21 protein-coding genes are annotated in these 25,235 nt (G+C 46.3%); 1 reads left to right on the forward strand and 20 read right to left on the reverse strand.

The features are described from left to right. Window positions 1-49: 49 nt before the first annotated feature. The 6 genes from glmM to BN6465_RS00570 all read right to left on the reverse strand — a co-directional run bounded on the left by glmM (window position 50) and on the right by BN6465_RS00570 (window position 6,581). Window positions 50-1,396 carry a phosphoglucosamine mutase gene (glmM, locus tag BN6465_RS00545; RefSeq protein ID WP_066730672.1) on the reverse strand — a complete coding sequence of 449 codons (1,347 nt, stop codon included), beginning with the start codon at window positions 1,394-1,396 and terminating at the stop codon, window positions 50-52. 163 nt (window positions 1,397-1,559) lie between these two features. Next, window positions 1,560-2,648, reverse strand: a complete 1,089-nt coding sequence (gene trpS / locus BN6465_RS00550) for a tryptophan--tRNA ligase (protein WP_066731096.1) — start codon at window positions 2,646-2,648, stop codon at window positions 1,560-1,562. Between the two features lie 285 nt (window positions 2,649-2,933). Then, window positions 2,934-3,791: a putative manganese transporter gene (locus tag BN6465_RS00555; protein ID WP_066730674.1), complete on the reverse strand. Its 858-nt coding sequence runs from the start codon at window positions 3,789-3,791 to the stop codon at window positions 2,934-2,936. Window positions 3,792-3,913: 122 nt separating this feature from the next. Next, entirely contained in the window at window positions 3,914-4,747 is an 834-nt protein-coding gene (gene amrS, locus BN6465_RS00560; RefSeq protein ID WP_066730675.1) for an AmmeMemoRadiSam system radical SAM enzyme, read from the reverse strand. A gap of 51 nt (window positions 4,748-4,798) precedes the next feature. Further along, window positions 4,799-6,145 (reverse strand): AmmeMemoRadiSam system protein A, encoded by a 1,347-nt coding sequence (gene amrA, locus BN6465_RS00565; protein ID WP_066730676.1) that lies wholly within the window; start codon window positions 6,143-6,145, stop codon window positions 4,799-4,801. A gap of 85 nt (window positions 6,146-6,230) precedes the next feature. After that, entirely contained in the window at window positions 6,231-6,581 is a 351-nt protein-coding gene (locus BN6465_RS00570) for a PadR family transcriptional regulator (protein WP_066730678.1), read from the reverse strand. Between the two features lie 171 nt (window positions 6,582-6,752). On the opposite strand from BN6465_RS00570, the gene BN6465_RS00575 reads away from it, so the two are divergent. Continuing rightward, complete coding sequence (locus tag BN6465_RS00575; protein ID WP_066730680.1) at window positions 6,753-7,985, forward strand: fibronectin type III domain-containing protein; 1,233 nt, start codon at window positions 6,753-6,755, stop codon at window positions 7,983-7,985. Window positions 7,986-8,077: 92 nt separating this feature from the next. Here the strand turns inward: BN6465_RS00575 and BN6465_RS00580 are convergent, their stop codons facing one another. From BN6465_RS00580 to BN6465_RS00645, 14 genes are all read right to left on the reverse strand, one after another. Next, a complete protein-coding gene (locus tag BN6465_RS00580) occupies window positions 8,078-9,946 on the reverse strand; it encodes a heavy metal translocating P-type ATPase (protein ID WP_066730682.1) in 1,869 nt (622 codons plus the stop codon). Between the two features lie 71 nt (window positions 9,947-10,017). Further along, window positions 10,018-10,236: a cation transporter gene (locus BN6465_RS00585; protein ID WP_066730683.1), complete on the reverse strand. Its 219-nt coding sequence runs from the start codon at window positions 10,234-10,236 to the stop codon at window positions 10,018-10,020. A 168-nt stretch (window positions 10,237-10,404) separates the two neighbouring features. Continuing rightward, window positions 10,405-11,397 (reverse strand): LacI family DNA-binding transcriptional regulator, encoded by a 993-nt coding sequence (locus tag BN6465_RS00590; RefSeq protein ID WP_066730685.1) that lies wholly within the window; start codon window positions 11,395-11,397, stop codon window positions 10,405-10,407. A gap of 78 nt (window positions 11,398-11,475) precedes the next feature. Then, a complete protein-coding gene (locus tag BN6465_RS00595; protein ID WP_256278631.1) occupies window positions 11,476-12,111 on the reverse strand; it encodes a dihydroxyacetone kinase family protein in 636 nt (211 codons plus the stop codon). A gap of 13 nt (window positions 12,112-12,124) precedes the next feature. Next, window positions 12,125-13,135, reverse strand: coding sequence for a dihydroxyacetone kinase subunit DhaK (locus tag BN6465_RS00600; protein WP_066730687.1), 1,011 nt, complete (start codon window positions 13,133-13,135; stop codon window positions 12,125-12,127). A 12-nt stretch (window positions 13,136-13,147) separates the two neighbouring features. Beyond that, window positions 13,148-13,630: an ureidoglycolate lyase gene (locus BN6465_RS00605; protein WP_066730689.1), complete on the reverse strand. Its 483-nt coding sequence runs from the start codon at window positions 13,628-13,630 to the stop codon at window positions 13,148-13,150. Between the two features lies 1 nt (window position 13,631). Beyond that, window positions 13,632-14,612, reverse strand: coding sequence for an ABC transporter permease (locus BN6465_RS00610; protein WP_066730691.1), 981 nt, complete (start codon window positions 14,610-14,612; stop codon window positions 13,632-13,634). Window positions 14,613-14,624: 12 nt separating this feature from the next. Beyond that, window positions 14,625-15,623, reverse strand: a complete 999-nt coding sequence (locus BN6465_RS00615; RefSeq protein ID WP_066730692.1) for an ABC transporter permease — start codon at window positions 15,621-15,623, stop codon at window positions 14,625-14,627. Further along, window positions 15,613-17,118 carry a sugar ABC transporter ATP-binding protein gene (locus tag BN6465_RS00620; RefSeq protein WP_066730694.1) on the reverse strand — a complete coding sequence of 502 codons (1,506 nt, stop codon included), beginning with the start codon at window positions 17,116-17,118 and terminating at the stop codon, window positions 15,613-15,615. Before BN6465_RS00620 ends, BN6465_RS00615 begins: the two co-directional genes overlap by 11 nt. Before the next feature lie 153 nt (window positions 17,119-17,271). Continuing rightward, complete coding sequence (locus BN6465_RS00625) at window positions 17,272-18,312, reverse strand: autoinducer 2 ABC transporter substrate-binding protein (protein ID WP_154670167.1); 1,041 nt, start codon at window positions 18,310-18,312, stop codon at window positions 17,272-17,274. A gap of 371 nt (window positions 18,313-18,683) precedes the next feature. Next, window positions 18,684-20,075 (reverse strand): NAD(P)/FAD-dependent oxidoreductase, encoded by a 1,392-nt coding sequence (locus BN6465_RS00630; protein WP_066730698.1) that lies wholly within the window; start codon window positions 20,073-20,075, stop codon window positions 18,684-18,686. 167 nt (window positions 20,076-20,242) lie between these two features. After that, window positions 20,243-20,803: a TetR family transcriptional regulator gene (locus BN6465_RS00635; RefSeq protein WP_066730700.1), complete on the reverse strand. Its 561-nt coding sequence runs from the start codon at window positions 20,801-20,803 to the stop codon at window positions 20,243-20,245. A gap of 68 nt (window positions 20,804-20,871) precedes the next feature. After that, entirely contained in the window at window positions 20,872-23,934 is a 3,063-nt protein-coding gene (locus tag BN6465_RS00640) for a glycoside hydrolase family 2 (protein ID WP_066730702.1), read from the reverse strand. Between the two features lie 119 nt (window positions 23,935-24,053). Beyond that, entirely contained in the window at window positions 24,054-25,232 is a 1,179-nt protein-coding gene (locus tag BN6465_RS00645; protein ID WP_066730704.1) for a phosphoribosylaminoimidazolecarboxamide formyltransferase, read from the reverse strand. Between the last annotated feature and the right edge of the window lie 3 nt (window positions 25,233-25,235).

Consider the following 25,235-nt stretch of genomic DNA (forward strand, 5'->3'; position numbering starts at 1 on the left):
TCAGAACTGATTGTTCTCCTCAACAGATGCGTTTTATTATTTTAAATCTTTAACCTACAATCAAGCCCTGTTGTTCCATGACATCTATCACCTGATTTACATATTTCGCGCAGAGCTCATCCGTGGAAGCCTCTACCATTACTCGAATGACCGGTTCCGTGCCGCTTTCACGTACAAGAATCCGTCCGTCATCTCCCAGACACTCTCCAACCGTTTCCACAGCTTTCACTACTTCCGGGTTTTCTCTCGCCGTCTTCTTATCAGATACACGTACATTTTTCAAGAGCTGAGGATAGATTTTTACCTCTTCCGCCAATTTGCTCAAGGTCTGCTTTTTCTCCATGATTACTTCCATGATCATCAGCGATGTAAGGATTCCGTCTCCCGTTGTGGCGTGTTTACTGAAAATAATATGGCCGGACTGTTCTCCGCCTAATGAGAAGTTGTTCTGAACCATATTTTCATATACATATTTGTCGCCAACTTTTGTTTTCTCATACTTGATGCCCGCTTTATCACACGCTTTATAGAGTCCCAAATTGGACATAATCGTTGTGACAATCGTGTCCCCGTTCAGGCGGCCCTGCTCTTTCAAATATTTTCCGCAGATGTAGAGCACCAAATCACCGTCTATAACATTTCCCTTATCATCCACTGCTATGCACCGGTCCGCGTCACCGTCATAGGCAAATCCTACGTCCAAACCCTTTTCTTTTACAAACTCTTGAAGCACATGAATGTGCGTAGAACCACAGTCTGTATTGATATTGATACCGTTCGGCTCATTGTTGATAACATATGTCTTCGCACCCAGCGCGTCGTAGACACTTTTCGCAATCGCGAACGCACTTCCGTTTGAGCAGTCCAGACCAATTTTCATATCCTTAAACGAGCGGGTTGCCAGAGAAATCAGATGCCCGATATAGCGGTTTCTTCCTGCGGCATAATCTATAGTCCGGCCGATATTTTCCTTCTGGGCCAGAGGCAGTTCTTCGATAAGGCCATCAATATACGCTTCGATCTTATCCTCTACCTCCGCCTCAATCTTGTGTCCTTTTCCGTTAATTAGTTTGATTCCATTATCATAGAACGGATTATGGCTCGCAGAGATCATGATGCCACAATCAAAATCCTCTGTTCTTGTCACATACGAAACACTCGGCGTTGTGGTAACATGCAGAAGATAAGCGTCAGCCCCCGAAGCAGTAAGCCCGGACGCCAGCGCATACTCAAACATATAACTACTCCTTCTTGTATCTTTTCCGATGACAATCCTCGCCTTGTGCTCCTGACCATAATACCATCCAAGATAACGTCCAACCTTAAAAGCATGCTCTACAGTTAAATTCACATTAGCTTCCCCACGGAAACCGTCTGTACCAAAATATTTACCCATTTTTATTGTCTCCTTTTATGTCCTTTTGACATTTCGACCGTTTTTTTTGCACTATCAGTCTATTAACGGATATATTATATCGGTTTTTTAGTATTTTCGCAATACCTTTTTATGCAATGGGGACAGGTCCCAACGCGTTGGGACCTGTCCCCCTCTACAATTTTTAAAGTTGTCTGAATCTTTCAGCCTGTTCTTGAATCAGTTCCATATCATCAAAATAATTGATTTTCATTGCGGCTTTCACCTCTGCCAATGTTTCAGCGGCCGCTTCTTTCGCAACGATGCTGCCCTTGCGGAGAATCTCATATATCTCTGGAATCTGTTTTTCTAATTCTTTTCTTCGTGCGCGGATCGGCGCAAGTTCTTCCTGAATTACAGAGTTGAGGAATCGCTTTACCTTAACGTCGCCAAGCCCACCTCTGGAATAGTGTGCTTTCAGTTCATCTAAATTCTTATAGTCCGGTAAATATCTCTCAAAATGTTCATCCTTACAGAATGCGTCTAGGTAAATGAATACCGGATTCCCTTCCACTTCACCCGGGTCGGAGACTTTCAGGTGGTTCGGGTCGGTAAACATGCTCATAATCTTTTTCTGAACCTCTTCTTCGCTGTCTGAAAGGTATATACAATTGCCCAGAGATTTGCTCATCTTGGCCTTTCCGTCTGTTCCGGGAAGCCTGCAGCAGCTTTCATTTTCCGGAATCAAGGCCTTTGGCATCACCAGTGTATCACCGTAAACGCTGTTGAATTTGTGCACGATTTCCCGGCACTGCTCAATCATCGGGAGCTGATCGTCGCCGACCGGCACCGTCGTAGCCTTAAATGCCGTGATATCCGCCGCCTGACTGATTGGGTATGTGAAGAATCCAACCGGTATGCTGGCCTCGAAATTCCGCATCTGAATCTCAGACTTCACGGTCGGATTCCTTTGAAGACGAGATACTGTGACCAAATTCATATAGAAGAAACTGAGTTCTGTCAGCTCCGGTACCTGAGACTGGATAAACAATGTTGACTTTTCCGGATCCAGACCACATGACAGATAATCTAAAGCCACCTCTATTATATTCTGACGCACCTTCTCCGGATTATCTGCATTATCCGTCAATGCCTGCGCGTCCGCAATCATTATAAATATCTTATCATATTCACCGGAATTCTGTAATTCGACCCTGCGCCTTAAAGAACCTACATAGTGTCCCACATGGAGACGTCCGGTAGGTCTGTCACCTGTTAAAATAATCTTTTCCATATTAGTCTTCCTCTCTGAGTTTTGGCTGATTTTACATATAGATATAGTATAGACAGAGCTTTTGCCGCTGTCAAGAAGAACGGTAACATTCGCATACATCAGAAAAAATGAAACAAAAAAGAGAAGGTACATATGCCGTCGGGAACATATCTACATTCTCTTTTTTAATTATCTCTGTATGGGAGGTCAGAGATGACTTATGCAAATGCATTGTCAATACTATATTAAATTTTTATAGTCCCTTGTTCAACACTTTTACCATTATCGGGAAATTTCTACCAACATTTAAAACAGAATCTGTGCTATGATTCCCCCTGCCACACTAACCCCATATAAAGAGGCTAAAATCATTGCATTCTTCTTCCAATCCCTGTTCGTGCGGAACAGGACCAAAAGCCCGATACCGGCACACGCCAGCAAGCCAGCAAACATACAGCCGACACTGAGCACCCCTTCCAAGTACAGCTTGGTGATTGTAACAGAAGCTGCGCAGTTAGGAATCAAACCAATCAAACCGGCCACAAAAATGCTAAAAACAGGGTATCTTGATACCGTGCTGACCAGTTCTTCCATACCAATGAACTCCACCGCAATATTCAATAATAGCGAGATTAAAAATATAAAACCTATAATCTCAATAGAATGCGAAAAAGCAGAACGCAGGATACTGCCCTCCTCGCAGTGGCAATGTTCACGCTCACACATCTCGTGAATGTGCAATTCTCTCTTTTTACTACTGCCCACGATGCGGACCACCATATCTGCCAAAATTCCGGCAGCCACACCTACCACAATCTTGGCTCCAAGAATTATGACGACCGTCTCTGCCTTAGCCCGTTCCGATATGAGGATAGGAAGCATCTCATCCGATGTGGAAAGAAAAACTGCCAGCAATGTTCCCACGGTAATAACACCGCCAGAATAAAGATTGGCCGCCGCTGCCGAGAAGCCGCACTGGGGAAACACCCCCAAAATTCCACCGATGACAGGCCCCTTCTTGCCTGCATTGAGTAACATATCAACGGTTTTCTCCCCCGCCTTGTTCTCCAGATACTCCATCGCCAGATAAGTCAAAAATAGAAATGGAATAAGTTTCACAGTGTCTGTCGTTGTATCTAGTAAAATATCTAAAAACAAATCCATGTACCTGTCTCCTTTTATTCCGTATAGTACTACTGTTCGGCGTTTAAATCAAGGGGTTATTTTTGTCGAACTTTCCCGCTGCCGAGAGTAAGGAAAATGTCAGGCTCCTACATCTTCATCTACTAACAGTTACCGGTATATACATATTCTAAATACTTTTCTGCAATTTCTGCAAGACGGTATACATCCTCCACCTTCGTCGGCGCCCTGTCACTCATCTTCCTTCTCGGGAAAAAGCGTGTCACATGCAAGGGAATCTTCCTGCTCAAACTGGCTATCCATCCCGCCAGCTCCCTCATCTCATCCGGCGCATCATTTTCTCCCGGCACAATCAAAGTCGTCAGCTCCACATGGCAACGCCCCGCAGCAGCGGCTATAAAGCGCTTGACCGTCTCCAAGTCCCCTCCCAGCTTACGATAATACTCTTTCGAAAAGCCTTTTAAATCAATATTCATCGCATCTACATAAGGCCCTATTTCCGCCAGTACTTCTTCCATGAACGAGCCATTTGTAACCACGATATTTTTCATTCCGGCTTCATGAACCAGCTTCGCTGTATCCCTCACATATTCCCAGCCGGCCAGCGGCTCATTGTAAGTATAAGCAACACCTATATTTCCCCGGATTTTCAGCTCTTCGGCCCTCCTGCACAGCTCCTGTGGAGATACATACACAGCATTTTGCTTTCCCTTCTCCTCCGCTGTCATTGATATCTCATGATTTTGACAGAAAGGACAGCTCAGATTACATCCAAAGCTCCCGACCGACAGAACCATATTTCCAGCCATAAACCTCCTGAGAGGCTTCTTTTCCACCGAGTCCAGCGCCATAGAGGTAACCCATCCATAATTCCCACAGATGATATCACCCTGCTGATTTTTTCTGGCACCGCATCTTCCGATCTGCCCCTCTTCCAATATACAGCGGTGCATACACGTCGTACATACTTTCTTCATACTGCCACCTGCTTTCTATGCCCCTTTGGCTTTTCTCACCTACAGCATCGATTATTGATGTCTTATCACCTCGAAGCGCTCCAAGGTCATTCCCTGCGCATCCCATATCCCTGCTTTCTGCATAGCGATTGCCACCTGTTCTTCTACCGTGTCTATCCCTTCCAGATTGGGTAAGAGCAGCCCTCTGCGATATCCTTTGGTCACTATCACACCATACCGCTTCACATCAAGCTGCTCCGGCCCGGCAATGCGCTCTGCCTCGCCCAGCACATCAACACTATAGACAAGTTCCGGCAATTCCTCTTCTACGACCGGCGCAAATCTCGGGTCATATACTCCAGCGCTGACTGCATTCTCCATAATCTCCTCCGCAAGGTTACGCTGCACTCCTTGAATCGTTCCGATGCACCCCCGCAATTTACCCTCTTTTTTTAGGGAGACGAAAGCCCCCGCTCTTTGGGTCAACATTTCTTCCGGAAGTTTGGCTTCCAGCTCCTCGGTGAGTTTTAACTTTTTTCCAGAACGAACATATGTCTCTAATGACAATTTTGCCAGCGCGGTATAGTCATCCCGATAAGCAGACGCAGCATCATCTCCCGCCGCTGTTCCAAAGGTACAGACCCCATATCCTACGCCGAACGTTCCCTCATAAGATAGTTTCTCCGCCCTCACCTTACTGTCCCTCAGCACACCGGCCAGCATGGCAAATGTCCGATGTCCACATTCCGCTGCGTCTGTCAGCATATCTTCTTTAAAATCAAAAATCTGTTCAAATGCACCTTCCCCCATAATCTTCATGATTTTACTGTCATACTCCGGTCCGGAAGGATGATATCCATAGGGACCGTCCTCCCTCAGGCGGTGGGACAAATCCCCGCTGGCAATGAATGCTATCCGCCTGTCAAGCTTCTTGGCTGCCTGTCGGATATAGTCTCCCAGCCTTTCATGCTCTCTCAAGGATAACCCCGAGATTCCGATACGCACCACCTTGTAATTATGACAATACTTATTTAAAAAATATAGTGGTATCATCGTACCGTAATCCAGATTCGGATTCCGCTCCCCCGCTGTACCCGCTGGGAACTGTTCTGCTGCGCAAATTCTGCACAGCTCCTCAACAAGCTCTGTGTCATAATTTGACTGGATACACACATTCTCTGCCCCGAACTGTCCAAAATCCCCCTCAGCATATTCTCCCGGCGAAATGTGAAAATAATCTGCATACATGATGCTGTGAGGGGTGGCGACCACAACGCTTTCTGGCTGCCACAACGCAAGCTGTCTGGCCGCCTCCTCATAGGCCCTAATCGTCAGCGATATCTCCTTTTCTTTTCCACGTCCCACCTCCGGAATAATCAACGGCGGGTGAGGAACCATGATTGCCCCTGCTATTGACATAATAAATCACCTCCTGTTTTTTTCACCAAGTGTCACTTCTTGTCCACTATTTTCTACAGCCAACGCAATCCCCAGCCTTTCTTCCCTACTCAGCCTCTTCATGCTTCTTTCCTCCTTCCCTTTTAAAAATGCAATCCATCGCAGCCTCCACCTGCTCCCAGCACAGTATAAATTCTTTTAAATACTGTTCTCCTTCCACCGTAATTTCATAGTATTTTCTACTTGGTCCTAACGGCGACGGACGGAACTCCGATATGATATAGCCTTTCTTTTCCAGCCGTACTAAAAGAGGGTATATCGTCCCTTCTCTAATATCCTGAAAGCCGTACATGGTCAGCCTTGATACAATCTCATACCCGTACGTCACCTCTTCTGAAAGTATTTTCAAAATGCATCCTTCCAATGTCCCTCTCATTAATTGAGATTTGTCATACATAAGCTCACCTACTTTGCGTTGTATAGTAGTTCTTTACTATATTGTTTCACATAGTAGTTAGTTTGTAAAGACCTTTTTATCATCTATTCACACCAGCCAATGACCAACTGAATTTGGGAGACATATACTGTTATGAAGACTACTTATAGCCTTTACGAAAGGAGCAATACTATGGAAGAACAAGAAAATAGCAAGATTGGCGTTACAGCCATTACAGATGCGCCTGCAAATGTAACCGCAGGCACAATAGATACTTCGAACATTCAAATTACGTGGGATATGGTGACTGGCGCAGCCGGCTACTATGTATTTCGCGGCGTTACAGAAAATGGGCTCTACGCACAGGTCGGCGATACTCCCAACACTTGGTTCACCGATACACACTTGGCGCCTAATACCACTTATTATTACAAAGTGGCGGCGTACAACGGGGATGATACCGGCCCACTGTCAGCGTCAGTCCACGCCACAACGGCCTCGGCTCCTGATGCGCCGCAGAATTTGAGGGCGGAAGCCGCAGGCCCGATACAGATCAATACAGTATGGGATTCGGTAAACGGTGCAGAACGGTACAATGTATACCGCAGCACCTCCCCCTCTGGCCCTTACGAATTAGTCGGCCTGACGGCATCGCCTTCCTATATTGATGTAGGGCTGACGCCAAACACCGTCTACTATTATCTGGTGACCGCAGTAGCGGAAGGAGCGGAAAGCGCGCATAGCAATGTCGCATCTGCCGTGACGGCCCCCGACATCCCGATGCCGGCTAACGTGACAGCAACTGCAGTAAGCCCCACTCAGATTAACACGGCGTGGGACACTTTGCCAAACGCCACTGCCTACATGGTCTACCGCAGTACAACTCCGGACGGGACATATCAGTACGTCGGTACAACGAACGATTCCGTCTATAGTGATATGGGCCTGATGCCTAACACCACCTACTATTACAAAGTGAGCGCCATTGTTGGAGGTGTGGAGGGAAGCCCGAGTGCTTATGCCGCTGCAACAACATTTCCGGTACTCCCCGTGCCGCAGGCTCCGGAAAATGTGCGTGCACAGGTGTTAAGCTGTACAGAAATCCTTGTCACATGGGATTTATCCGCTGGTGCGGAGGGATACCAAGTGTACCGCAGTAAGACGACTGACGGTCCCTACCAGCTTGTGGGAATAACCACTACTGTTCCTTATATTGACACTGGCCTATCTCCATGCACCACCTATTACTATTTTGTGCAGGCATACGCCGCCGGACAGTTCAGCGCACAGAGCACACGCGTCAGTGCAGTGACTCCTTCATGTGGAGCGCCCGTTCCACCATGTCAAAATTGCTGCTGCCCCCGCTGCGGCTGTCATCCATGCTGCTGCCACAGGTCACTCAGCACGCCCCGCAGTTGTAAGTAAGCAGGGAAATGTTCACGAAAATTAAAAACGGGGCGTCAGATATGATGTTATCTGGCGCCCCGCCTTTTAATGAAATTCAGTATTAACTTCTCCTACTTAGCACGCAGGGTCCGCATTGCATTTAATATGGCAATCACCGATACCCCGACATCGGCAAAAACAGCTTCCCACATGTTGGCCATTCCTATCGCTCCGAGAAGAAGAACAAGGACCTTCACTGCAAGTGCGAAGACAATATTTTGCTTCACTATCTGCAGTGTCATTCTGGCAATGCGCATCGTATGTGATATCTTTGTGGTGTCGTCATCCATTAAAACAATGTCGGCAGCTTCAATGGCAGCGTCGGAGCCCATGCTTCCCATCGCAATTCCGATATCAGCGCGTGTAAGTACCGGAGCGTCATTGATTCCGTCCCCGACGAATCCAAGTCTGCCCTTGCCTTTTACCTCTTCCAGAAGAGCTTCCACTTTATCCACCTTATCTCCCGGAAGCAAATCTGTATAGACCTGATCTATTCCCAGTTCCTTAGCCACTGCTTCCCCTACAGCTTTACGGTCCCCGGTCAGCATAACTGTTTTTGTCACGCCATTTTCTTTCAGCTCCTTAATTGCATTCTTCGCTTCCGGTTTCACTGTATCAGATATTACGATAGAGCCAAGATACAAATCTTCTTTTGCCAGATAGACTACCGTTCCGATATCATGATTTTCCTCAAACCAGATACCCTCTTTTTCCATCAACTTTGCATTTCCGGCATAGACCGTCGCGCCATCTACCGTCGCCTTGATGCCATGCCCCGGAATTTCCTGCGTGTCTGTGACCCGCTCCATTTCCAGTTCCTTTTTATAAGCTGCTTTTAAAGCCCCTGCAACTGGATGTGCAGAATACCCCTCCGCCAGCGCCGCTATTTCCAAAAGTTCCTTTTCACCGACTCCATTGGGATATAGCTTAGATACCGTGAATTCTCCCTTTGTCAATGTCCCTGTCTTATCAAATACGATTGTTTTCATCTCTGACATCACTTCTAGGTAATTGCTGCCCTTGACTAGTACCCCTTGTCTGGATGCAGCCCCGATTCCTCCAAAAAATCCGAGTGGCACAGAAATAACAAGAGCACACGGGCAGGAAATAACCAGAAAAATACATGCACGGGCAACCCATTTTGAAAAAGGTTCTCCAATAAGAAGGGGTGGTATGACTGCAAGCAGTGCAGCCGCGCACACCACGATGGGTGTATAGTATTTAGCGAATTTAGTTATAAAATTCTCCACCTTTGCTTTTTTGCTGCTGGCATTCTCCACAAGCTCTAAAATCTTTGCCACTGTAGAGTCTTCGAATTCTTTCGTAACCCTCACTTTGAGAAGACCGCTTCCATTTACACATCCACTGATAATATCAGAACCTTCTCCTACTTCTCTAGGTACAGATTCCCCTGTCAGTGCAGATGTATCTATAAAAGAGCTGCCTGAAATCACCACGCCATCCAGCGGGATACGCTCTCCAGCCTTAATAACAATAATATCTCCAATATTTATCTCATCTGGGTCGACCTGCACAAGCTGCCCGTCTTGTTCTATGTTCGCATATTCAGGGCATATGTCCATCATATCGCTGATTGACTGCCGGGAACGGCTGACCGCATAGCTCTGGAACAGCTCTCCCACCTGATAGAACAGCATGACCGCCACCGACTCAGAATACTGCTTTACGCCGATTGCCCCAAAGGTGGCGATGCACATCAGAAAGTTTTCATCAAATACCTGCCCATGGCTGATATTTCTGATGGCACGGTATATGATATCCCATCCTATTATAACATATGGTATCATGAACAACAAAAAACGGACGGGAACCTGCGTGTCAAATTCCAGCATTTCTTTGTGGTCCATAACAAAAAGCGGTATATAAACTATAGCTGCAAGAATAATACGGTATAACATCGTTTTCTGTTTTTTTGTCATAATCCACCTCTCAGATTTATATGTAAAATTAACGACTCACCTCTGCCCCCTCAGGCATCTGCTTTTATCTATTACATTTGAATAACACAGTCCGGCTCTACCTTCTTACATACAGCTACTACTTCTTTCATAATTTCTTCGAACCTGCTCTCCTCGGCCTCAATCGTCAACTTCTGAGTCATAAAACTTACAGTCGCATCACCAACTCCATCAATCTTTTTGATAGCTTCCTCCATCTTAGCCGCACAGTTCGCACAATCCAAATCTACCATTTTAAATTTTTTCTTCATATTGAATTCCTCCTTGAACTCTTCTTGTTCATTCACTTTTTCATATGAACGATTGTTCATATGTTTATATTACAACCCACTTTCAAAGATGTCAATAGGAATTGTCAAAATTTTTTCAGAATTGTAGATGGGGACAGGTCCCAACGCGTTGGGACCTGTCCCCATCTGCTATTTCTGAGTGCTGTGGCGAATAATAAGTTCTCCGCCCACCCTAGTTTTTTGAATAGCGTCAATGTCATTATTTATTTTCATCAAAAGCTGTCTCAAGGCCAAAGAGCCTATTGCTTTTTTGGGCACTCTCATGGTCGAGAGTGTAGGCGAATTGATAGCTGCGAAGGGAATATCGTCAAATCCAATCACCGCAATGTCTTCCGGTATCCGGTATCCCGCCTTTTTCAATGCCTTCATGGCGCCTATCGCTATCGTATCATTATCTGCGAAGACGCAGGCAGGCAGTCTGGGGTTATCCCGAAGATAATCCGTCATAGATTGGAAGGAGCCAAGCAGTGTCGGCACCATTTTAAATTCATGAACCTTCTCAAATGAAAAACCAAATCTACCAGAATATTTGTAAAACGCATCCGCACGCTCAATGAAGTTCTGAATTCTTATATTGCTGCGAAAATACGCAATCTCCTTGTATCCTAATTCTTTCAAGTGTGACAGAGCGCCATAGACAATCTCAAAATTATCAATTGCAATTGCGGAACAGTCAAAATGAGGCATCACGTTATCCACTACCACATACGGAATCGGAATCTCGTTCAACAGAGGATATGTGTTCTCATCCAATTCTGTCCCTAAAAATATAATTCCGTAAAAATTATCGTAGTCTATCTCAGAAAGTGTTTTCTCCAGTTGGTTCTCCGAAAGCACAATACTCAAGGTATACCCCTGCGCCCGGCAGTCATTCTCAATCGAATCCATGATAGTGGAAATAAATCCTGCATTTTCCTCAACAATCATTCCATGCTTAATATATTTTAAAAATAAAATATTTTTCGCTTTCTTTGTAGATGACATTCCTTTGTAATTCAGCTCTTCCGCCAGCTTCATGACTCGAGCCCGTGTCTCTTCTCCCACACCTGGTTTTTCATTCAGTACAAGCGATACCGTAGCCGGAGATACCCCCGCCGCCTCGGCCAATTCTCTTATATTCACCTGTGCACACCCTTTCTGCAGCCTCTATTTGTTCCCCCTGCTATCTAAATTGTATCATGTATTTTTGCAGAAGCAAAGTTAAAAAAGTGATTCTGCCGCTTTGGCAAATGCCTGCATCATCAGCATGGCAACTGCCGCTCCGGGGTCCTCAAGTGTGCGTGACGCCTCTCCCCGTGTGGCTGCTCTGCCGTGCACCGCGATCATTGTCGTCGTCCGTCTAAATCCCTCCTCCGCAGCTTTTTCAGCCTTCTGTGCCGCAAGCAAAAGGCTGTCTCCATTTTCCAAAGAATGGCTCAGCTTTACGACAGCCGGATCCATTCCATCCAGAAATGTCTTATCACCTACTTCGGCTTTCCCCCGCTTCCGCACACCCTCTTCATAGGCCGCAAAAAGTTCTGCTATATCACCGTCCGCGAGCTCCGTTTTACCTTTCAAGACTTTCCCCGCCTGCATAAATCCTGATGCCATAAGCGTGCCCATAGTGGACGGTACTTTTATGGACATTGCTTTTCCGGCGCTGTAAAGCAGCTTTCCGGTATCCGTCTCCCCGCTGTCCCTGACCGCCTCATATGCGGCCGTAAATCCGTCCCCCATAGTGAGGCCAAGGTCTCCGTCGCCCACCACACTGTCAAGTTCTATGAGATACTCCCTTTTATCATTCATCACTTTCTGCAGTTCATTAAGAAAGCAAATTAAAAATTGATTATCCATCATCCGTTCCCCCTCCCTACAGCTGTACAAAGAATGGGGTCTGTGCCGGTGCGTCCAGATACCCTTTCAGTTCATCGTCCAGCTTTAACAGAGAAATCGAAAAACCGGCCATCTCGATAGATGTAGCATATTCCCCCACATAATAACGGTGTACCTTGATTCCCTTTTCTTTTAAATAAGAATCTATTTTTCTTGTTACGATGTACTGTTCGTCCAGCGGTGTCGCGCCAAGTCCGTTCACAAGTACTGCCACCTCATCCCCATTTACGTATGGAAGATCCGCTACAATTTTATCCATCATCTCTTCCACAATCTGGTCCGCCGGCTCCAGCTTTCCACGACGGATGCCCGTCTCTCCATGGATGCCCATACCGATTTCCATCTCGTCGTCACCGATCTCAAATCCCGGCTTTCCAACCCTCGGGACCGTACATGGTGTCAAGGCCACTCCCATAGTCCTTACATTTGCGGCAGCTTTTTCCGCCACCCGTTTTACTTCATCAAGACTTAGCATAGCGTCCGCAGCCGCCCCTGCACACTTATAAATAAATATAATACCTGCAACACCTCTTCTGGTGTTCTTTTCTCCCGGTGCAGCCGGGCCTGCGCTGGCAACATCTTCACCTGCAACTACGCTTTCCACCTTGATATCTTCCTCAAAATCTGCCTGCTCCGCCGCCATATCAAAATTAAAAATATCTCCATTATAGTTCCCATAAATATAGAGCACTCCCGCACCGGAATCAATCTCCTTGGTGACCTTAAGCATCTGGTCCGGACTCGGTGACTGGAATACATCGCCTACAGAACATCCGTCCAGCATTCCTTTTCCCACGTATCCTAAGAACAACGGCAGATGCCCACTTCCTCCTCCTGTCGCGATTCCAACTTTACCCGGTTTTTTATTTACAGATACCAGACAATGCACATCGTCCCCTGTGTAAGTAATCAAATCCGGATGAGCGATATACAGTCCCTCCATCATCTCTTTCACGTAATCTTCCGGTTTGTTAATAATTTTTTTCATGTTATATCCTCCTTATAATTGAATTTCTATCCAGTCCTCTTCCTTATATTCCACAACAATACAATCATTTACATACGTTCTTTCCGGAAGCAAAATCATCACCTGCGCTTCTGCCTCATGAACCGGGAGCGCCGCCAGATGCCACACACCCGGATTTAGGCGGATAAATGTCCCCTTCGGTACATAGAACGCTTCTGTCAACTCCGGAACCGGCACGTCGGAGGCCGGCGCAACATGAATCACTACATCGTCATTCAGACAGCATATCCCCTCGCTGGTTTTATTGTGGTACTCTGCTTTTGTCACCCGCATAGGCTCTATTCTTTCTGATTTAAGAGCGCTTATTCCAAGGGCCATCTCTCCTGAGACAGGAAAACCTACACGGTCCGGGTAAAAACCTCCAAGCCCGTAACCATTAGGCGACGTAACATCCGTGTAGCTCCCATATTTTTCAAATTCATCCTTTGAGAGTTGTTTTGCTTTGATTATTCTCATTTCACTGGCTCCTCCGTTCTTTTTTATTCTCAAGCAATTTCATGGATACCATGACTGCCAAAAGAATCATTCCCCATACAAACGTCTTAATAAATGCATTGATTCTTAAAATATTAAATGCACTGCTGACCAGTTGCAACACAATAATGGAAAGGGTAACCCCCGCAACTTTTCCGCGTCCTCCGTCAGGGTTCGTCCCGCCGAGCACTACGATTAAGAGAGTCAGCAATGTATAAGATGAACCATAGTCAGATTTAGCTGAATTATAATGGGATGCCATCAGGATACCTCCAACGCCTCCCAAGATTCCCGAAATCCCGTAAGTCATCATTGTTATTTTCAAATTCTGTATACCGGAATATCTGGATGCCGTAGCATTCGTTCCCATAAACCGCACATGCTGTCCGTACACCGACGAACGCAGCAGAAAGCTCACGCCTAACACCACAAGTGCAAAGACTATAACGGCTATCGGTATCAACGCCACAGTTCCGCCCGCTATCATGTTAAATGCTGGCGGCAGGTCCGTAAGCGCCGGTCCTTTTGTGACTACAAGACCTAACCCAGTAAACAGCTGAAGACCACACAGTGTCACCAACATTGGCGGGATTCTTAAATACCCAATCATAAATCCGTTGAAAAGTCCGCAAATACCGCCCACAGCCAGCGCTGCCAGCACGCCCGCTATGATAGAAGCATTACTGCTGCCAAGCTTAATCATAACGGCTGCCCCTGCAATACTAGCAAAATTTGCAATACCAACGAGAGACAGGTCTATTCCGCCCGAAATCATGGCAAGCATCATGCCAAATGCCAGCACACCAAACTCAGCAAACTGTATGCACATTCCTTGAAGATTCGTGATTCCGAGAAATGATTTGGGAGCAAGTATCCCCATAGCTACAAATATAAGGATTGCTATCCCCAAAAGTGCCGTAATGTTTTTATCTGCATTTTTGATTGATTTTTTCATCTTTTCCATCTTCCCGCCTCCTTAGACCTTCGCACTGTTGGATATTTTCTTAGCCCGCAGGGAAGTGATAGACGTACCGATAACAATGATAAGCCCCACTACGAACGTCTGAAAATGGGTCGGCACTCCAAGCATAATCAGGTTATTCTGCACCAGTGCAATCAGGATGACGCCGAACACGGTTCCAAGCACACTGCCATGCCCGCCGGTAATCCGCGTTCCTCCCATAACCACCGCGGCTATAACCATCATTTCACTTCCCATAAGTACAGACGGGTCGGCCTGCCTCATCAGTATCATGTATGCTATACTTGCGATTCCTGCAATGCTTCCGGCAGACATATAGACAATAAATTGTATTTTTTTGACGTTAAATCCTGCAATCCGGGCTGCGTTGGCATCGCCGCCCACCGCGTAGATTCCTCTGCCAAGCATAGTAAATTTCAGCATAAAAAATGCAAGCAGGCATACTGCTATAGGTATCAAAATCAATATGGTGAGGGAAAAGCTCATTCCATCTTTTGTGGTGAATGTAAATAAATACATTCTGGATACCGCATCTATTTTATCGGGTATATTGGAAATGACGTTCGTTCCCAAGAACGCCAGTGTAGCGCCATTCGCCACACTGCTGACTCCAAGAGTGGCAATCAGCGGGGGCAGCCGGAAAATTGCAATCAGGACTGCATTCAACGTGCCAAACATAAGGCCAATCACCGCAGCAATCAGGAATACGACAAACACATTATCGATATTGAATGCAAGCGCAATTTTCAAGGTCGCATACATACAGATACTGGCTACGGCCGGAAATGATACGTCGATTCCTCCTGAGATAATAACAATCATTTCACAGATTGCAAAGGTAAGCGTCACCAAAATTGCCCTCGAGAGTGTCACTACTGTGGAAACGCTGAAAAAGGAATGGTTCACTATACCTATCAGCAAGGACAATCCGATTATAATGTAGACAACAATGGCTTCGTTCGATGCCAGAGTATTTTTTATTTTACTGTTCATGCTCTGCCTCCTCACTGCCGCTCAACAGTCCGGCAAGCTGTGTCTCATCGAGTTCCTCCGCCCTAATCATCCCGGAAGAGCGGCCGTTTTTCATAATCACTATCTTGTTGCAGTTCTGAATCAGTTCCGATAAGTCGTCAGAAATGACAATGACCCCTACACCCTTTCCTGCCAATTCGTGTAGAATTGCATGGATATCTGATTTGGAACCCACATCCACACCGACTGTAGGGCCGTTTAATATCAGTAGCTTTGGGTCTGTATTGAGCCATTTTGCGATGACCATCTTTTGTGCGTTTCCACCTGACAGAGTGCGGATATTCGGCTCTGGAGAAGGTGCATTACAGCCAATCTTCTCAATCCAGTCTTCCGTCACCCGATACATTTCTGTATAGTCCAGTCTGCCTCGATGGAGATATTTAGGGATGGATGCCGCCACTGTGTTGTCTTGTATAGAGCGGTCAAGGAACAGCCCCTGTGTCAGACGGTCCTCAGGTACATACCCAATCCCCGCTTTCATAGCTTCTGACACTGAATTAATCTTAATCTGTTCTCCGTTCAGCCACACCGTGCCTCCCTGCGCAGGAGCAAGTCCAAACAGGGCATCTCCGATTTCTCCCCGCCCGGAGCCAAGTAATCCGGTGATTCCAAGCACATCACCCTTGTTCATGGAAAAGCAGACTTTTTGGAACGCACCGTTTCTCGTATAATCTTCTACCCTTAGAATCTCCTCATCCGAAGCCTCGGGCCGGTAGTATTCTTCGCTGATACTTCTTCCCGTCAGCGCTTTGATAAACCGTTCCCTGTCAAATTCCTCTATCATACCGTGAGCCACTGTCTCACCGTTTCGCAGTACAGTCAACGTATCGGCGATGGCATAGATTTCGTCCAGTTTATGATTTACGATTACAACCGCCATGCCTTTTTCTTTTAACCGCCGCAGCACCTCGTTTAACTTATGTACCTCTTTTGCCGTCAACGCTGTGGTCGGTTCGTCTAATATGAGGAGCTTCGCATCGGTGATAATCGCCCTGCATATTGCCACCATCTGCTTATTCGCCACAGACAGCCGTTCTACAGGTAAATCGGGATCCATGTGCGCCCCTATCTGGTCCATTGCTTCTACGGCTATCTTCTTTGCCTCTTTCCACTTCATCCGCTTTGCGCCGATCAGAAGAGACTTGTTCATGGCAATATTCTCGGCCACGCTTAAGTTGGGAAATACTGCAAAATCTTGATAAATCACTTGGATTCCCATATGGATTGCATCGATGGGCTGGATTTTTCCTACTTTTTTGCCCTCTACGAATACTTCTCCTTCTGTGGCGTCGTGTACACCGGATATTATTTTAATCAGGGTAGATTTTCCACAGCCGTTTTCTCCGGCCAAGGCGTGTATTTCACCGCGTTTCACTTCTAGCTCCACGCCTTTCAAGGCCTGAACACCGCCAAAGGACTTTTTAATCCCTTTTAATTTTAAAAACGCCTCTGACATATTTTTCTCCTTTCATCTGGGGACCGCAAACTGTAGCATTATCGCCGGCAGCCGCTGTCCATAACGCAGGCAGGCCCCGCCGGACCTCTCCTTGGGAGGCTCAGGCGGGGTCTGCCTGTATGTAAGTGTAGAGATTGTTACTTCTCTTGCTGCCTAGAAATTATATGCCTCATCGTCTACATTCTCTTTTGTGACATCAATCCATGCTTTTCCTGTAAGGACTTTTCCATCCATCGTCAATTCTTCATAACCTTCTTCTTCCAGATTGAGTCCTGATTCTATTTTTTCGCCGTCAAGTACGTTCTTAGCCAGCTTAATCATCGCTTTTCCTGCGATTGCCGGATCCCAGAAGGAAATCATATCGATTGTTCCGTCTTTGACATATTTTCCGGAAACGGATACCAGTGAAGTTCCAACGATTTCAACTTTGCCTGCAAGTCCCAGTTCCTGTGCCGCTAAAGCCGCACCTGCAACGTCTGCCATGGCAGAGCCCTGAATTCCTTTAATTTCCGGATTAGCGGTCAGAGCTTCTTTTACCTTGTCATAAGAAACCGACTGGTCGTCTTTTGTTTCAATCTTATCGCCGTACTGACTCATATTCGGGAACTTTTCTTCCTGAACTCCCTTAGATGCGTCTACCCACTGATTATGGGATGCACTGGTAAGGGCTCCTACTTCAAGGATATATTCTCCTTCTCCGCCAATCTTTTCGCCCATTCGCTCCATGAAATGTTTGCCATATTCTTCGTTGTCGAATGCTTCGATATCATAGTCAATATTTTCCATGCCTGCCGCCTCGTGTGATATTACAACGATGCCTGCCTCTCTCGCCTTCTTAAGAACCGGCTCCAGCGATTCTGTAGAAAACGGAACTACGCATATCGCGTCGACCTTCTGTGAAATCAAATCCTCTATTACCTGTGCCTGTAGAGCTCCGTCGCCTTCAGACGGACCGGTGTAAAATACATCTTCCCCCGTCTCCTTCGCGTATTCCTTTACGCCGACTTCCATTCTCTGGAACCAAGCGATACTTGTCATTTTGGGAACTACCGCAATCGTATAGCCGTCTTTTTTGTCCTCTGTCTTTTTTGTGTCTTCCTTCTTTTCGTTATTCTGCTTATCAACAGAACCACAAGCTGCAAGCGAAAATACCATCATTGCCGCCATCAATGTTGCCAAAAATCTTTTTTTCATATTTCTCCTCCTTCTTTGACAGTTGTTTAGTAATTGTTTAGTAACTTCAAACTGTCTTTTAATTTTTAGTGTTTTTCTTTAAACATATATTAACATTTTTTAAGTATAAGGTCAATTTATTTTGTATATTTCGTATGTTTTGCACTAATTATAATTTATTATTATGTGCATTAATTATATTTTTGAATGATTTTAAGGTTTTCTTGTTAACTAAATTCTACTAAACATTTTATTTGAAACCTCAATGGGGACAGGTCCCAACGCGTTGGGACCTGTCCCCATCGACAATTCCTGCCATATTCAGATAGTTCCTAAAATAATAAAAGGGACATCCCTGGAGTATGAGGATTGTCCCTTTTAAACCTTATAATTTAACTTAAAATACTTCTTGCCACAGCTATTCCGTTAGCGCTGGCCTGTTGGAGGCCTCTTGTTACCGAAGCACCATCTCCCATAGCACGAAGTCCCGGAATGTTTGTTTTAAATTCTTTATCTACCACGACTTTATTAGAATAGAATTTTACTTCCACTCCGTATAACAATGTCTCGTCACTGGCAATCCCCGGCGTCACTTTATCAAGCGCCCTTATCATCTCATCGATAGCGACCATAATTCTATGTGGAAATACCAAGGACAAATCCCCCGGAACTGCATCTTTTAAAGTAGGAACGATGTTGTTCCGCACCAGACGTTCTTCGGTGGTACGGCGCCCTCTATTAAAATCTCCATAGCGCTGCACTAATATCTTCCCGTCGCAGAGCATGTTGCCGAGCTGTGCAATCTGCTTCCCATATTCTATCGGTGATTTAAACGGCTCCGTAAAGTTTTTGGATACCAATAACGCAAAATTGGTATTATGCGTCTTCATGTCCTTTGATTTATATGCATGCCCGTTCACCACGGCCAGCCCGCCGTCATAGTATTCAGTTGCTACTTCCCCTGACGGATTTGTACAGAAAACGCGTACTTTATCGTCAAAAGTCGGCGTGTAATAAACAAGCTTCGCCTCGTAAAGTTTCTCATTTAACTCTTTCATTATCTCATCGCGGACTTCCACCCGGACACCGACGTCCACAGTACCATTTCTTGTCTCCACGCCATGCTCTTTGCAAATCCCCGAAAACCATTCAGACCCTTCCCGGCCTACCCCCGACACGATTTCCGGCGCATAGTACCTCTCACCCTTCTCGGTGACAATGCCTTTTGCCGCGCCGTCTTCTATAATGATATCCTTCACCATAGTCATGAATTTAATCTTTACCCCCTTCTCCAGAAGATATTCCTGAAGGCGGGTATAGATTTTATAGCCCTCTTCCGTTCCCAAATGCCGAATCGGACATTCAATCAATTTCAAGTTTGCGCGGATGGCCTTCGCCCGGATATTTTCTATCGCTTCCTGATCCTCAATGCCGTACACTTTTTTATCTGCCCCGAATTTCAGATAAATGTCATCGGCCTCCTTTAACAGAGCTGTTGTCTCTTCATATCCCAGTATTTCAGGCAGATTGCCCCCTACGTCCGGCGATAAAGAAAGTTTTCCGTCCGAAAATGCTCCCGCTCCGGCAAATCCTGTCGTAATCGAACACGGCTTACATCCTACACAAACCTTTGTCTTTCGCTTTGGACAGGCACGTTTCTCAATGGAACGCCCTTTTTCCACTATCAGCACCTTCATATCCGGCCTCTTCTCTATCAGCTCATGCGCACAGAAAATGCCCGACGGCCCGGCTCCTATTATAATCACATCATAATTATTTTCCATAATCATCCCTCGCTTTCGGGCATTTTACATCAATGCCCACAAAGTTAATCATAGCATTTAGACGCTGTCTTTTCAAGAATACCATTAGAGATTCTTTTTAAGTTTTATAACCTTTTCTAATAAATACAGGCAGATTATAAGAAATAATTTTAATTTCCTATATCTGCCTATTTAATAATATCAAGCAGTGAGTTGGACATTAAAAATACATAAAATTCCATAGCCTCATCCGCACTTAAATTGTGCTCTTTATCCATTATCCAATGTCGCAGTCCCCCTACAACAGTCAAGGCCTGAAATTCTACAAACACTTTTCTGTTCACAGGCCCCGGATACTTATCCACACTAAAATCATGATTTTTCAGGATTCCTTCCGCCAGCCGCTTTACCTGTTTGGTAAGAATTTCTTCAAAACCATTTTGTCCCCCTACTTCAAACGCTTTCTGATAATACAACCGGTCTTTCTCCATCTTTTTAAATACTACGTGAATCGCTTCTTTCTCCATCCCATTTTCCGCAAGCTCCATCACATTGCCAAAAATTTCCTCTTCCAGAAGCCATTCCATCACCTCATATTTATCCTGAAAATAGTGATAGAAAGTGGGACGGATCACCCCCGCTCCGTCAGTAATCATTTTAATTGTAATCTTATCAAAAGTTCCCCTTTTCAGAAGCTCTTTAAAACTCTCCCCCAATAGGTTCCTCGTCGATTCCCTTTTTCTCTCCATACACCTCACCTTACATCAATGGGGACAGGTCCCGATGCGTTGGGACCTGTCCCCATCGACAATTATAGCTATTTTCTGTCAATTGGTACTATTTGGAAGCGAAATGTTTTATCTTCGCTCCCCCTTACAATATAAGCATCGTGGGCCCATGCCCCCCAGCTATTGTCGCCGCCTACTCCCGTCTGTTCTGCGTTCAAGCGAAGTACGGAAGCGTACGGGCGTGGGAGTTCGTACAAGTGTCTTGCCTGCTCTAATTCGTGGCAGGTATAGGGCAGTACCGAAAATTCAAAGGGCTTTTCCGATTCTATCCTGATTCCGACGCCTTGTTCATCGGTAATCTCAAGCCATCTTACTGCCGTATGATTTCCACATTCCTGCGGAACCACATACCCCGGGAGCCCGGCTTCCGCCGTGGTCTCATAGACTCCCATGCGTCCACCGCACATCCGGTCTTGATATGTCTCTTCCGGCCCAAGTCCATACCAGCGCACGTGAGAAAACTCTCGTGGAAGCTTCCATGCCATTCCAAAGCAAGGCATATCTGGCAAACCTTCTTTTCCGGTAAAGCGCTCCTCCACCTGCATCACACCACTGCCGTTCACTTGATAATCCAGCTCACAGACGGCCCCGTCGCCAAGGCTATAAGCGGCACTGATACACGCTCCGCCTTCTACCGTTTTTTGTGAAGTTTCCAGAAGCTGGGGATACAAAGATGCCGTCTTCCACATCGCACAGCGCTCCGCCATATGATTTCCTTCATCATTGTCCGTTGGAGCTCTCCAGAAATTCGGAAGCAAGGTATTTTTTATGTCGTACACCAGCTCCCTGCCGCCAATTTTATAAGAAGAAAGTCTGCCCGTCAGCTTTTGAAACTGTACCTTATTTTCATCGCATACTATCGAAAAATTGCTGTCCCCATCAATGATGCAATTACTCTGTTCAAATTCCGCTCCGGTATTCCTTACACCTTGTCCTTTCACTTCCGACATCACGATATCCTGTCCAAAGCACAATTCCCAGTTCGCTTCGCCATATTCATTTTGCTCCGCTAGTACAAGGGCCGCCGTCCTTACATATTCTCCCGGCTCGGCTGGACATGCCAAATCGCATGCAAAAAATGCTTCTTTGCCCGGCGCAAGCTCGAACGGCATACTGCCGCTGCGAATAGTCTCACCTTCCCGCTCCAGCGACCAATTCAGCCGAAGATAGTTCCCCGTTGAGAACAACATCCTGCTCTCCACTCGTACACCTTGCTCTTCCGGGTACAGACGGTAAGGCTGATAAAGGTATTTGACCTCCTGCACCTTGGGCGATATTCCCCGGTCACCGTACACAAGCCCGTCTGTACAAAAGTTGTAATTTGTCGGCCGGTCCCCAAAATCTCCGCCATATGCCAGATACTCTTCCCCAAATACATCCTTCTTAAAAAGGGATTGATCGATATAGTCCCAGATAAACCCACCACAATACTGAGGATACTTGTCCAAAAGTTCCACATACTCATGGAGATTTCCACAAGAATTCCCCATGGCGTGCGAATACTCACATAGTATATATGGCTTTTCAGGATTATGCTTCAAATATGTCTCTGCCGCTTCCGGCGACGCGTACATATGGCTCTCGAAATCCGTAGTACCCGCCCACCTGCGGTCATGGCACACATTTTCATAGTGCACCGGACGGGACGCGTCCCTGCCGCGAAAATATTCACTCATGTCATACAGATTCTGGCCGCTCCAAGACTCATTCCCCACGCTCCACGAAAAGATACAAGGGTGGTTCTTATCCCGCTCCAGCATAGCCTCCGCACGGCTCAGACACGCCTCCCGCCATTCGGGGTAGTCCCCGGGAAGTGTATGCTCAAAGTTTTTCACATGCCACGTCCCGTGCGTCTCCAAATTTGCCTCATCCATCACGTAAATCCCATAGCGGTCGCACAGCTCGTACCAATATCTCTGGTTCGGATAATGACTCGTCCGCACCGCATTGAAATTATACTTTTTCAAGAAACAGATGTCCCACTCCATCTCTTCATTTCCGATGGCACGGCCCTTTCTGGCCGAAAACTCATGCCGGTTCACACCGTTTAAAATTAATCGTTTTCCATTTATATAAAGTACCGCGTCCTTAATTTCCACTTTTCGGAATCCAATGCCCTGCGTCACAGCCTCCACTACGCCGCCATTTTTATCAAGCACAGACAAAAGCAGCCGGTATAAGTTCGGTTCTTCCGCGCTCCACAACTCTGCATGCGGAACTTCACAGGACAGTGCAAACTGGTTTGTGTTGACAGAATCTGTCTCCACCCGTTCACAGAACCCGCTTAAAATTTCTTTGCCTTTCGGATTGTATAGGCTCCACCCCAGACTGCTCTGGTTCGCACCCGCTCCGTCCAGCATAATTTTCGCATTCAATATCCCTTTTGTATAAGACGCCTCCACATCTACCACAGCGTCAATATCTCGAATATGTACTTCGGGCAGGGCTGTCACTTTTACAGAGCGAATGATTCCTCCCATACGCCAAAAATCCTGATCCTCAAGCCAGCTGCCCGAAGAAAACCGATACACTTCTACCGCAAGCTTATTACGGCCCGCTTTGACGTACTCTGTTATGTCAAATACAGCCGGTGTATAACTATCCTCGCTATACCCTACATATTCACCGTTCAGCCAGCAGTGAAACGCGGTTTCCACCCCTTCAAAGTGGAGCTGCAGCCGTTTTCCTTCCATATGCCTCGGAATAGAAAAATACCGTACATAACATCCGGTTGGATTCTTCTCCTTTGGAATCTTATGCGGTTCTAACGCCTCATTTCCGTCCCACGGATAATCCGTATCCGTATACTGCGGATACCCATTCCCACATAACTCCATCTGCGCCGGAACAGGGATTTCCTCCCATCCCGTACAGGAATAGTCTTCTCGCTCGAATCCAGCGGGCGCCGCCTCCGGATTTGGTACATAAACAAATTTCCACGTCCCATCAAGACTTTTCGAAAGACTCATCCCCTTGTCCGCAAGAGCCTCATCCACAGATTCATACCAACGGTGATCCGAGACAGGCCTTAAGCGGTTTTCCGCAAAAAATTCCGGGTTCTCCAGATTCCACAGTTTTTTCTTTATATCCATATTGCCTACTCCTTATTTATACTTGACGCTTTATACAACTCACACAAATTGTCTGAATTGCGTCAGAATTGTAGAAGGGGACGGGTCCCAACGCGTTGGGACCTGTCCCCTTTAACCTTTTAATGGTGGAATAATCTGATTCCGGTAAATGCCATCGCCATGCCATACTTGTTGCAGGCAGCAATTACATTATCATCTCTCACAGAGCCCCCGGGCTGTGCCACATATTTTACACCGCTCTTATGTGCGCGTTCAATGTTATCACCAAAGGGGAAGAAAGCGTCTGAGCCGAGCGCCACATCTGTCATCTTGTCCAGCCATGCGCGTTTCTCTTCTCGTGTAAACACTTCCGGCTTTTCTTCAAATGTGTTCTCCCACACGCCGTCAGCCAGCACATCCATATATTCTTCACCGATATAAAGGTCAATGGCATTATCTCTGTCGGCACGTCCGATACCTTCTTTGAACTTCAAGCCAAGAACCTTCGGATTCTGGCGGAGCCACCAATTGTCTGCTTTCTGGCCGGCGAGGCGTGTACAGTGGATACGGGACTGCTGTCCTGCACCGATACCGATTGCCTGTCCGCCTTTTACATAGCACACGGAATTGGACTGGGTATATTTGAGTGTTATCATAGAGATTGCCAAATCAATTCTGGCCCCCTCCGGTATCTCTTTATTCTCAGTTACGATATTAGAGAAGAACTCCTCGTCTATCTTCAATTCGTTTCTCCCCTGCTCAAAGGTGATGCCAAACACATCCTTATGCTCCAGTGGAGCCGGTACATAATCCGGATCGATCTGAATCACATTATAGTTTCCTTTTTTCTTCTGCTTTAATATCTCCAGCGCTTCCGGCTCATACCCCGGAGCGATTACGCCGTCTGATACTTCTCTTTTAATGAGCTTCGCAGTGTCCACATCGCAGACATCAGACAGGGAAATGAAATCCCCGAAAGAAGACATTCTGTCCGCTCCTCTCGCTCTGGCATACGCACAAGCCAGAGGGGAAAGTTCTCCTAAATCGTCTACCCAGTATATCTTAGCCAGCGTATCTGTCAGCGGAAGCCCCACTGCCGCTCCGGCCGGGGAAACATGCTTGAAAGAAGTGGCGGCTGGAAGCCCTGTAGCCTTTTTCAGCTCACTCACGAGAAGCCAGCCGTTAAACGCGTCAAGGAAGTTAATATATCCCGGGCGTCCGCAGAGTACCTGAATCGGCAGGTCACTTCCATCCTGCATATAAATCCTAGATGGTTTTTGATTAGGGTTACATCCATACTTTAATTCTAATTCTTTCATCTT

Origin of the sequence: Bariatricus massiliensis (genome assembly GCF_900086725.1) — a bacterium.
GTDB classification, from domain to species: Bacteria; Bacillota; Clostridia; order Lachnospirales; family Lachnospiraceae; genus Allocoprococcus; species Allocoprococcus massiliensis.